We start from the raw sequence: 11,246 nt of genomic DNA on the forward strand, positions 1-11,246 counted from the left end.
ATCCATGTCCGAAGAACAAACAGAAACAACGTCGAAGGAATCCCTAATTGTCACTTCTAAAGTGAAAGCATATATCAAAAGTAAGGGATTTATGACTTCTGGAGACGCAATCGAGGGAATCAACGAAGAAATCTACCGTCTCCTCGACAAAGCTTTGGAAAGAACCTCTGCGAATAAAAGAACAACGGTTCGGTCTACAGATTTCTAATCCGTGATTTACATTAAAAACAAATCAGAAATTGAAAAGATGAGGAAGGCGGGAAAATTTGCCGCCGAACTCCTCGTTTACCTAGAGCCCTTTGTAAAAGCTGGGGTCACTACCCTAGAACTCAACGATCTAGCGGAAGCCCATACCAAAAAGAACGGCCATAGGTCGGCTCCTCTGGGATACAAAGGGTTTCCCAAGTCCATCTGTTCCTCCATCAACCACGTGGTTTGCCATGGAATTCCCAAAAAGGAAGATGTCCTCGCGAGCGGTGACATTGTGAATTTGGACGTATCCCCCATTGTGGACGGATACATTGGAGACACCTCCAAAACCTTTATCGTAGGTGGAAAATCCACTCCGGAAGCCGAAAAATTGGTCGCCGATACGGAAAAAGCGATGTGGGTCGGAATCGAACAAATCAAACCGGGGAACCGGATTGATGATATTGGAAACGCCATCGACGACTTTCTCACACCTCTCGGGTATGGAATTGTTCGAGATTTGATGGGTCACGGTGTAGGTCGCAATTTCCACGAAGAACCACAGGTCCCCCATTTTCGGTCACCACGCAAATTAGCAAAGATCGAACCTGGAATGATTTTTACAGTCGAACCCATGGTCAATTTAGGAACTTGGGAAGTAAACTTTGATAAATCTGACAAATGGACAGTCCGCACCAAAGATGGAAAACTCTCTGCCCAGTTTGAACATACCATTCTTGTCACAGACAAAGGGTATGAAATTCTCACAAAAGTTTGAACAAAAGGTTCTTGCTTTCACATTCAATTTGTCGTCTAATTCAAGAAGAGGATTATTATGAAAACTGCTATCACTCTATTTAGCCTATTTGTCATCACATCAGCAAGTTTTGCCATTTGCCCCGGAAAGGAAAAACGTTCCTGTCCAGGACATGACAAATTAGTTGAGTGCCCCCACGACGGAAAATAGTTTCCCATGAACAAAGCCATTCTCTTCGTCGATGACGAACAAATCATTCTGATGAGTCTGAAGTCTCAGCTCAAAAAACATTTTGGGAACGAGTATCGTTATGAAACGGCCCAAAATACAGAAGAGGCGTGGTCTATCATCGAAGAATTGGCGGAAGAAGGAATCAACATTCTCATCATCATTTCTGATTGGCTTATGCCGAACCAAAGAGGTGATGAATTCCTTCGCGATGTACACAAAACTTATCCACAAATTCAAAAAATAATTATTTCCGGTCACATTGATGAACTCTCACTCAATCAATTGAAAGGAGAAGTCGACTTACATAGTTTTTTAAACAAACCTTGGTCTGAATCGGATTTAATCAAAAAAGTAGAAGACGCCATTACGAAGATTGCCTAGGTTTTCCTAGGAAACCTCCGCATGTCAAAATCAATCATTGAAAATACTATCGAAGATTTAGAATCCTTACGTTCTAAATCCCCACTCGTTCATAATATCACAAACTACGTAGTCATGAATAACACTGCCAATGCTCTTCTTGCCATTGGTGCTTCTCCCATTATGGCTCATGCCATCGAAGAAGTCGAAGAGATGGTTACCATCTGTTCAGCAACAGTCATCAACATTGGAACTCTTTCCGAACCTTGGATCCAAAGTATGGAAAAGGCGGCAACCAAAGCAGTCTCTCTTGGGAAACCTTTGATCCTCGATCCTGTGGGTGCAGGAGCAAGTAACTTGCGTAATGTGGCAATTCGTAGGATCTTAGGAGCCGGTAGTCCGAGTATTGTTCGTGGGAATGCTTCTGAAATTCTTTCGACCCTCAACTCTTCTGGAAAAACCAAAGGAGTGGACGCGACGGATTCTTCTGATTCCGCAGTGGATTCTGGAAAGTCTCTTTCCAAAGTCACTGGTGGAGTGGTTGTGATCTCTGGGGCCACAGACTATATTTTAAGTGGAACAGAGAAAGCCCAAATCAGAAATGGAGACGTTCTTATGACAAAGGTCACAGGCCTTGGTTGTACTGCCTCTGCCATTTGTGGTGCCTTTGCTGCTATTCAATCCAATCAGTTTCGCGCAGCAACTTCTGCCATGGCGATCATGGGAATTGCGGGAGAAATGGCAAAAACCAAAACATCTTCTCCAGGAAGTTTCCAAGTGGCATTTTTAGATTCTCTTTATGAGATCAATGCAGATACCATAAAACAAAGGTTCAATGGCGAATAAAAAAATTCGTGGGGTTTATTTGGTAACAGATAGACCCCTTTGCCTCAACCATAGTTTGGCTGAGGTAGTGCGCCTAGCAGCCCTCGGGGGAGTCAATCTTGTCCAACTCCGAGAAAAAGAAACCAATAGCCGCGAATTTTTAGAACTCGCAAAACATTTAAAAGAAATCCTAACTCCTTTTCAGATTCCCCTTCTTATCAATGACCGCCTAGATATCTGTTTGGCGGCCGAAGCGGACGGTGTCCACTTGGGTCAATCAGACCTTCCTTGGGAAGACGCACGTCGAATCTTAGGAAATGATTCCATCATTGGGCTCTCTTTAGAAACAAAAGAAGACTATCAAACTCTCATCCAAACAGATCGCCATCCCAACTTAGATTATTTAGCAGTATCTCCTGTGTTTGATACTGATACCAAAACCAATACTAAACCTGCTTGGGGACTCGAAGGACTTGGCTGGTTACGAAACCAAACCACAATTCCCATTGTTGCCATTGGAGGGATTAAAGAATCCAACGCGAAAGCAGTTGTGGATGCAGGTGCCGATTCTTTAGCCGTTGTGAGTGCGATTTGTTCGGCAAAGGATCCGAAACTGGCGACAGAAATTTTATCATCTAACTTTACTTAGTATCATCAAGAGCGATTTTTATTTTCGACATCTTTCTCTTTTAAATTCCGATTCCAAATTTCAAATCCAATCCTTTCAATCGGTGAATCTTTAAAATAAAAATCAAACTCTTCTTTGGTAAGAGATTCTTTGGATGCAAAATCCGGGTCGGACCAAAAGGCTCGGGGCAAAAACTTAGGTTCTGTTGTTTCGACTTCGTTTCGTTTGGCCACATTTGCATTCCAGGGACAGACTTCTTGGCAAAGATCACATCCATACACCCAACCTTTCCTATCCCATTCTAAAAAAGATTCCGTCGCTTCGGTTTCTTCCCGGTCTTCTATGGTTAGGTAAGAGATACATTTTCTCGCATCCATTTTATATTCTTCGAGAGCACCCGTGGGACAAACATCCAAACATTTACGGCAACTCCCACAATGGTCTGTGACCATTTCCTCTGGATCCGGGCCACCTAACTCTAAATCCGTGAGAATGGTAGATAGAAAAAAATAAGACCCAAGTTTGGGATGGATGAGGTTTGTATTTTTTCCCTGCCAAACAATCCCCGACTCTCTTGTCAGAATTTTTTCTGCAATGGGCAAACTGTCCACGGACTGGCGGAATTTATGACTTGGGAACTCTTTGCGAAGGATTTTTAGAATCCGATTTCCTTTTCCCTTTAGAAGGAGATGGTAATCAGAACCTAACGCATAACGAGAAACTTTAGATTCCATTTGAGAAACCACTTCTTCTCCTTGGCTCGACCGGTATATAAACCCAAGACAAATCACGGATCGAGGAATGAGGCCTAAGTTTTCAAAACGATTTCTGATTCCCACGGCATGGTCTTTGGCAAACCAAGACATGGAACCAAACTGTTCTCCCGCAATCCATTCCTCCAAACGTTCTAAATCGGAACTCGGGATCTTTGCCTCTGTAAATCCCACTAAAGAAAATCCTTCCTTTTCACAAATGGTTTTAATTTGAGAACGAATCTGATAGATTGGATTTGTCATGGGTGAAAACAGGAATGAAGTCTATCTTACTGAGATCCAAGGCCAGTTGCCAAGCCATTTGTATGTCCATATCCCAAAACTAGTTTCTCTATTCCCACAAATAGAAGCACTGGTCACCCTTCCCAAAGGCATTCCAGAATTACTAAGAAAGGGAATTTACTTTGCCTTAATCCAGTCGGTAGTGCGTCTCCTCGAAAGAAACACAGACCCCCTCCTTCCCGAAATCCTTCCTGAGTATGGGGAACTGATTCGTTCTGTAACGGACACCTATTCCATTTTGCATCCAGAAGCTGAGTCCAACTGGCTTGCCGAATGCATCCAATACGGAGACAAATCGGCTTACCATTGGGAATGGAAACATTTTGATTCGAGAGAGTTGTTTTAAATTACCAATTTGCCTGTAATCAACTACAGACGTTCTTTTTCCAAAGATTTTAAAAAATCAGGAGGGATGGGTTTTTTGGTCTTAGCTCGGTAATCAAAGTAAACCTGCACAGTTTTTGCAGATACATAAAGAGTATTTGTTTTCCCGTCTCGGATTTCATACGAAAATTCCCAAGATGTTGTGCCAATGGAAGATACCCAAGTGGATACATAAATGGAAGCTCCCGGAAGAACCGATGCCTTCAAATCCATTTCCACGCGCGCGAGCACAAAGGGAATGTCTTCGAGTTCTGCCACAGATAGATACCGATTGCAAAAATCTAATCTGGCCAATTCTAAATAGGTCGAATAACTAGAGTTATTAACCCTTCGCATGGGATCCATATCATTAAATCGAATTTGAATTTCCGTTCGAATCATACTGCTAAATACAAAATTAAAAGTCCCGACTCCTACGTCATCTTTATGTTTCTAATCTGTATTGAATCTTTACAGATCGCAACAACCTTCGTAATACCGGACTGCCTCCAAAACTTGGGTCTAAAAAAGTTGTATTGATTTTATCTTTGGGGATCCCTAATGAAATCAAATATCTTTCTACAATGCGGACTCTTTCTTTTATCAATCGTCGGTTTTTTGATACATTCCCGGATGCATCCGCAGAACCAATCAATTGAATGTATCCAATTTGGGTCAAAATTGTCTGGTCCAATTGTTCTCGTATCAAATCCACGGATTGTTTTTCCAAACTTGAGGAGCCGGCGGAGAAGAGAATGGAAAATTCCTTCGTTTCCGATTCCATAACCAACATATTTTCTTCCCCATCGGATTTGTTTTTTTTGCGTACATTTGGTATAGGTTTGTTACTTTGTCCGCTCCCTCTCCAAATCCAATAGAGGATGGAACCAAGTCCGACTAACACTAGGGAAATCCAAATCACTCCCTTTAGACCCGCTCCCGATCTGGGAAATTTCTTTCAAACGAGTAGACAAAATAAATTACTTTAGTACAATATCGAGTATGATGGACATGCGAAAACTTTTCCTCGCCTATGCGTTGTCAATGGGGCTGGCTTTTGGCTGTAAACCCGCAGATCTTTCGAACGCTTGTGATGCGAAAACAGATGCATACTTTCAGGCTACGGTCATTCGATTTCTCACCGGAGATAGATCCCCCTCTTGTTACCCTTCCTTTGATTTTCAAGACCTATGGGGTGTTTTTATGCCGAGCTCAGGAATTACGACGACTGTTCATTCACTCGCTAGTTATAATGACCAAATCATCGTCGGTGGCAATTTCAAATATGTTGGCCCTTCCACGGGCAGTGTAGTTTACTTAGAAACAAAAAATGGGAAGGTATTACCCAATCGAAATTGCCCTTATTTAAAAGTAGTGGGGACAACAGGAATTGCCATCTCTGATGGAGGGGGAGGTTTTTATATAGGAGGTAGCTTCTTTGCTGTCCAAGGGGAAGAGAGATTCAGCGTAGCTCATATCCTTCCTGGTTGCGTATTAGATCGTAACTTTAATGTACCGAAGGATAATACCAGAGAGATTTATACCCTACTCCTCAAAAATGATTCCCTCTATGTGGGAGGAATTTTTTCTGACTGGGGTGGTGATACATCGCAGAAGTATCTGGTGCGTCTGAATCGTTATACTGGTGTCTTGGACACTGGATTCACTTCTGGGGCAGATAACCTGGTGTCCGATTTAGAAACTGATGGAGATTCTCTATATGTTTGTGGAGAATTTGCTAACATTGGGGGTTTTGCAAGACGTGCCTTAGCAAAATTTTCTCTCTCTTCAGGTCTAATTATATCTTCTTTCAATACAACCATTAACGGTGGGACTTGCCTCGATTTGCATTATGGAACCGATGCGAGTGGGAGTCCGAATATTTTTGCTGGTGGTGATATGACAACTCCAACATTTAGTCGAGCAATATCATTTTATCCCGATGGAACTTTGACCACTTGGAATCCAAATCCTAATGCGAAAGTAAATTCAATCCAACAATACAACAATACCATTTATTTAGGCGGTGATTTTACCACCATCAATGGTGCAACTTCCGCTTCCAAATTAGTCTCTGTAAATAATAGTACGGGAACTGCCATCACTACAAATTATGGTATCATCGCTAGTGTCACCGGCGATTCCATCGCAACCCTGCAAATCATAGAAAATACTTTGTACGTAACGGGCGATTTTTCGTCGATTAAATCGACTCCCAGAAACTACGCGGCGGCACTTTCTTTACCCGACGAATCAGTCACTGCCTTCGATCCGGCGTATGATGGAAATATCAGCAATCCTGGTTCTGGAATTGTGTCAGCAGGGAACGGAGTGGTCCTTGTCACTTCCAGTCGTTCCACAGTGAATGTAACTGCTCGAAACAATTTTGCCGTTATAGATGAAGTGACGGGTGCACCCATAGAGGGAACACCTTACTTTGATTTCCCGATCAAAGCCCTTCATGTTATTGGAAATAGATTGTTTGCAGGAGGTTCGTTTACCAATGTGGCCGGACAGTCACGAAATGCGTTTGTTATTTTGGATTTACCAAACTACCAGCTAAGCCCAACTAATATAGTGCTAACTGGTTCCCCAGAAATCCGCACGATTGTCAGTGATGAATCGCAAGTATACGTGGGCGGGACAAGTTTAGCTAATGTGAATGCGCTACCAAGGAATGGAGCCTTTGCTCTCAGTTTAAATGACCTTACTGTCACCAACTGGAATCCCAACCTCAATGGTAGCGGTGAAAGTTTTCTTGTAGTTCAAGATTTAGTTTTCTTAGGGGGATTGTATACGGGAATTAACGGGGATGGTGTTACCGCAAGTTACCAAGCAGTGGATAAGGTCTCTGGCCTTAAAAAAGGTATCCCTTCTGCGACCAGTTTTCCAAACAGTGGAGTCTACGCACAAACCTTAGTGGGTACAAAAATCTATCTCGGTGGGCAATTCATAACCATTGGTGGCGTGACTGGGTACAATAATATTGCAGTGTATAATGTAACTACACAATCTTACGAACAACCTAACCCAGTATATGCAGATAACATTGTGAATCATCTTGCATCCTACCCTGGTGGGAATGTCTTTATCGGAGGATCCTTTACTGGACTTAACGGAGCCACTGACAGATATTCCTTTGGAGTCTATAACAACAACACAAGTATTTTATCTCCATGGAATGCTGCAATCAATGATGTAGTTTATACATCCATGTATAAAAATGGAAAATACTATTTGGGTGGGGCCTTTTCCGTCGCTCTGAAAAAAAGTAATGGTGGGCTTGTTAGGACTAGTTTGAATGAATGATCACAGAACGTCCGTTCAATGATTATCTTCGTATCTGAAACATAACTTCAAATCGATTCCAATATAATTGAAAATTGAATCTTCTACAAATTTGTTTTGATTCATAACGCTCAAAAATCTCGACATGGAACTAGAGATCGAAACTCTGGGTTCATGTCCCGAATTCTTCCCTTTTTGTGGATTTGCATATTTTCTTTCACTGCCCTCTCCCACTGCAAACCTGCAGACCTGGAAAATACCTGCGATGCTCGTTCCCAATCCTATTTATTAGCTAGTATCATTCGGTTTGCCACTGGGGATCGGTCTTCCTCTTGTTTGCCCGCTTTTTCCTTTTTTGATGAGTGGGGAGTGTATCATCCTTCTGCCACCGCCAGAGTCACCGCCATTGAATCTTATCAAGGACAGATCATCGTAGGAGGAGAATTTACGATGACGGGAATTCCTACAGGAAATATCGCAATGGTGGATTCCAATACTGGTATGACAATTCCCAATCGATTTTGTCCTCATTTGAAAGTGAATGGATCCTATTCCACGGCCATATCTGACGGATCCGGTGGATTCTATATTGGAGGGGATTTTACCTATGTCCAAGGGATCAAACGAAGTCAAGTGGCCCATATTTTATCTGGATGCCAACTGGATCCCAACTTTGTTGTCGTTGAAGATGCTACTCGAGGCATCACCGCTTTAGCATTATTAGGTGAAAATTTATATGTAGGTGGAGTGTTTACTGGATGGGGTTCTGGTGCACAATCTAACATTGCGTCTTTAAATCGTTATACGGGAAAACTCAACGTAGAATTCACCACAAATACTTTTGATAATGGTGTATTTGATATCGTTACTGATGGTTTGACCTTATTTGTAGGAGGTCATTTTCAAAACATTGGAGCAAGTCCAAGATATGGTCTTGTTAAATTATCTCCAATCAATGGTGCCATTGACTCGTCTTTTACGGGACAAGCCCCTGTAGGTGGACAAGTCAATGACCTACATCTGGGTACCAATCATACGGGAACTCCTGTTCTCTACGTGGTTGGGCCATTTACTGGCAGAGCGATTTCCTTCTTTTTAAATGGAACACAAACTTCTTGGGCTCCAAACCCAGATTTGGAAGTCTTTAAAGTCAACCAATATGAAAATACAATATATTTAGGTGGTGATTTCACAACCATTGGAGGAACCGCCTCCAATTATCTAGTCGGTGTAGATAATCAGTTAGGTGCGATTAAAGAGAATTCATTTAATATAAATAACTTTGTAAAATACCTTACTGTCATTGGAAACAAACTATATGCTCTCGGTGATTTTACAGAAGCCAAAGGTCAAAAACGAAATTTTGCGGCCAGTTTTGATTTACCTAGTGGAAGTTTAAATGTCTGGGATCCAAACTTAAACTATAATATATCTTTTCCATCGGGAGAAATTGTATCTTCTGGTTCCTCCCTATGCATCGCCAGTAACCACTTAGCGATTAACATGAAAGAAAGAAAGAATTTTGTGGTTTTTGAGGAATTGACTGGTTCCCCAATCGAAGGAACACCTAACTTTGATTTCCCGATTGGTGTTCTACATGTTAAGGACAACCATCTTTTTGTTGGCGGGAGATTTGAAAACATAAACGGGATCCCAAGGACTGCCTTTGCTATTTTAGATTTACCTTCCTACCAACTCAATCCAACAAACCTAAGTGTTTCTGGAGCCGTTCCTGATATACGAGCGATCACGAGTAACAACAATCAAATCTTTTTTGGAGGTTATGATATGAATAATGTCAGTGGACAAACCCGAAACGGAGCCGCTGCCATAGATTCCAAAACTTTATCTCTCACAAATTGGAATCCCAATTTAGATACTGGGAGCGCGAGTACCATGATGGTTGTCGGTGATTCGGTTTATATCGGTGGTTTTTTTACTGCGATCAATGGCTTGGGTTCCATTAGCAATTACCATGCAGTTGACACAAGTTCCGGAACCATTCGCAATTTACCATCTAGCACCAATCATCCAACAAGCGGTGTGAATACACAATTTTTCTTTGATGGCAAAATCTATTTGGGAGGTTTTTTCACTTCGATTTCACTATTGGGGAGTTTTTCATATATGGCAATTTTTGATACCAACTCCAATAGCTATATCACAACTAACCCTATTTACGCGAACAGTCAGGTTTCATCTATCAATGCGTCGCCAGAAGGGAAGGTTCTTGTAACGGGTTCCTTTGCTGGACTCAATGGAACAACTGCCAGCCAATATATGAATGCCTTTGATGCCAAAACCAATACCATTTTGGATTGGAATCCCAATCCAGAGAATGTAGGAAACACGAGTCTCTATCGAAATGGAAAATGGTATATTGGTGGAGACTTTAAGAAAATTTTTAACAAACCTTACGGCGCATTTTATGTCAGTGACCTTACAGAAAAATCCAATTAAATTCCTATTTTTGTTTTTTAGATTTCCGTTTAAGAATTTTTAACATAGCCTCTTCGCCTTTTTTGGCACCAAGCAATACGGTTTTGTAGAGTTTGGCGCGAATCGTTGTTGTGAGTTTGACTGGAAGTGGTTTGTCAGGAGCAACAGTGATGATCTTCACACCTTTCGGTGGTTTGACGGCAAGTTCTCTTGCTGCATTGAAGTGAAAATGGTGGAGTTTACGCATAAGCCTGCGAATGGTTCGCCTTGTTGGGAAGGCTAGTAAACTAGTCAACCTTGTGAGTGGGCCTGAGATATGGCGAATGGGTGAATTCATAATTACCACAATTTCTTTGTATCCTGCTTCGATGATGTCTTGAATGGGAAGTGGATTTAGAATCGCAGCATCGGAATACAAAGTTCCGTTTAACCAATGTTTACCGCGAGTGGCAATGGGTAAAGATGTAGCAGCTTTTAATAAATCAAAAACATTGGAAGATGTGGCTTTGACGTATTCAATAGAATGAGTATGTAAATTGCTAACAGCCACCACAAAATGGGGGACATTCTTTCGATCCAAAGTTTCCGATTCCAACCGAACCTTTTTACGAAAGATAAAATCAATAAGATACTCTTGGTTCAAAAGAGTTTTGCCCTGGAATGGATGTAGAAAGGAGATGAGTTTACTTCCCGACAAATCCTTATACCAAACTGCAAGGGCCTTTTCACTTTTGACTGGCTCTTCTTTTGGCATAGATACATAATACGCCGCAGCGCAGGCTCCCGAGGAAACACCCACCACCAAATCAAAGTAATTGGGTCTTAAAAAGCGGTTCCAAGCATACAAAACGCCACCAGAAAAGGCACCCTTCATTCCCCCACCTTCGACTAGGAGGGCTCGTTTGGAGCCTTTGGCTTTGGGAAGTTTGGGATGATTTGGAGATTTGTCGGAAGGATGAGACTGCACAATAATGTCAGAGTCTTCCAGCCCGGTTTCGGTTGCAAAAAACTATTCAGCAAAAGATTCGGATTTCTATCTTTAGGGGAATCGCCAAACAAAGATTTCTTATTATAATCAAATCGTAAATTTTTTAAAAAATTTCAGGATCAT

At 41.8% G+C, this 11,246-nt stretch carries 13 protein-coding genes; 9 read left to right on the top strand and 4 right to left on the bottom strand.

Translation table 11 applies throughout. The annotated features are described in order from the left end of the window. Positions 1-4: 4 nt before the first annotated feature. The 6 genes from JWG41_RS13250 to thiE are packed head-to-tail and all read left to right on the top strand — an operon-like array spanning position 5 to position 3,011. Positions 5-208, top strand: coding sequence for a hypothetical protein (locus JWG41_RS13250; protein WP_135579315.1), 204 nt, complete (start codon positions 5-7; stop codon positions 206-208). A 3-nt stretch (positions 209-211) separates the two neighbouring features. Next, positions 212-967: a type I methionyl aminopeptidase gene (gene map / locus JWG41_RS13255; RefSeq protein ID WP_205270413.1), complete on the top strand. Its 756-nt coding sequence runs from the start codon at positions 212-214 to the stop codon at positions 965-967. A 57-nt stretch (positions 968-1,024) separates the two neighbouring features. After that, the gene (locus JWG41_RS21180; protein ID WP_269750440.1) at positions 1,025-1,156 is read left to right on the top strand and encodes a hypothetical protein; all 132 of its coding nucleotides are present in this window, start codon (positions 1,025-1,027) and stop codon (positions 1,154-1,156) included. Positions 1,157-1,162: 6 nt separating this feature from the next. Continuing rightward, on the top strand, positions 1,163-1,558 hold the full coding sequence (locus JWG41_RS13260; RefSeq protein WP_135585314.1) for a response regulator: 396 nt from the start codon (positions 1,163-1,165) through the stop codon (positions 1,556-1,558). 21 nt (positions 1,559-1,579) lie between these two features. Beyond that, positions 1,580-2,383, top strand: coding sequence for a hydroxyethylthiazole kinase (gene thiM / locus JWG41_RS13265; RefSeq protein ID WP_205270414.1), 804 nt, complete (start codon positions 1,580-1,582; stop codon positions 2,381-2,383). Then, complete coding sequence (thiE, locus tag JWG41_RS13270; protein WP_205270415.1) at positions 2,373-3,011, top strand: thiamine phosphate synthase; 639 nt, start codon at positions 2,373-2,375, stop codon at positions 3,009-3,011. Before thiM ends, thiE begins: the two co-directional genes overlap by 11 nt. A 5-nt stretch (positions 3,012-3,016) precedes the next feature. Here the strand turns inward: thiE and queG are convergent, their stop codons facing one another. Then, a complete protein-coding gene (gene queG, locus JWG41_RS13275; protein WP_205270416.1) occupies positions 3,017-4,006 on the bottom strand; it encodes a tRNA epoxyqueuosine(34) reductase QueG in 990 nt (329 codons plus the stop codon). Between queG and JWG41_RS13280 the strand changes: the two genes are divergently transcribed. After that, on the top strand, positions 4,005-4,391 hold the full coding sequence (locus tag JWG41_RS13280) for an LIC_11502 family protein (RefSeq protein ID WP_205270417.1): 387 nt from the start codon (positions 4,005-4,007) through the stop codon (positions 4,389-4,391). The two genes, queG and JWG41_RS13280, sit on opposite strands and share 2 nt — an antisense overlap. Positions 4,392-4,414: 23 nt before the next feature. Here JWG41_RS13280 and JWG41_RS13285 read toward each other — a convergent pair whose 3' ends face one another. Beyond that, positions 4,415-4,810 carry an acyl-CoA thioesterase gene (locus JWG41_RS13285; protein WP_205270418.1) on the bottom strand — a complete coding sequence of 132 codons (396 nt, stop codon included), beginning with the start codon at positions 4,808-4,810 and terminating at the stop codon, positions 4,415-4,417. A 43-nt stretch (positions 4,811-4,853) separates the two neighbouring features. Then, entirely contained in the window at positions 4,854-5,330 is a 477-nt protein-coding gene (locus tag JWG41_RS13290; RefSeq protein ID WP_232373994.1) for an OmpA family protein, read from the bottom strand. An 89-nt stretch (positions 5,331-5,419) separates the two neighbouring features. On the opposite strand from JWG41_RS13290, the gene JWG41_RS13295 reads away from it, so the two are divergent. Next, entirely contained in the window at positions 5,420-7,717 is a 2,298-nt protein-coding gene (locus tag JWG41_RS13295) for an autotransporter outer membrane beta-barrel domain-containing protein (protein ID WP_408611758.1), read from the top strand. Between the two features lie 153 nt (positions 7,718-7,870). After that, positions 7,871-10,156, top strand: a complete 2,286-nt coding sequence (locus tag JWG41_RS13300) for a Kelch repeat-containing protein (RefSeq protein WP_205270420.1) — start codon at positions 7,871-7,873, stop codon at positions 10,154-10,156. Between the two features lie 4 nt (positions 10,157-10,160). Here the strand turns inward: JWG41_RS13300 and JWG41_RS13305 are convergent, their stop codons facing one another. Further along, positions 10,161-11,102 (bottom strand): patatin-like phospholipase family protein, encoded by a 942-nt coding sequence (locus JWG41_RS13305; RefSeq protein ID WP_332461298.1) that lies wholly within the window; start codon positions 11,100-11,102, stop codon positions 10,161-10,163. Positions 11,103-11,246: the final 144 nt, after the last annotated feature.

Source organism: Leptospira chreensis (genome assembly GCF_016919165.1).
In the GTDB taxonomy this organism is placed as follows: Bacteria; Spirochaetota; Leptospiria; order Leptospirales; family Leptospiraceae; genus Leptospira_A; species Leptospira_A chreensis.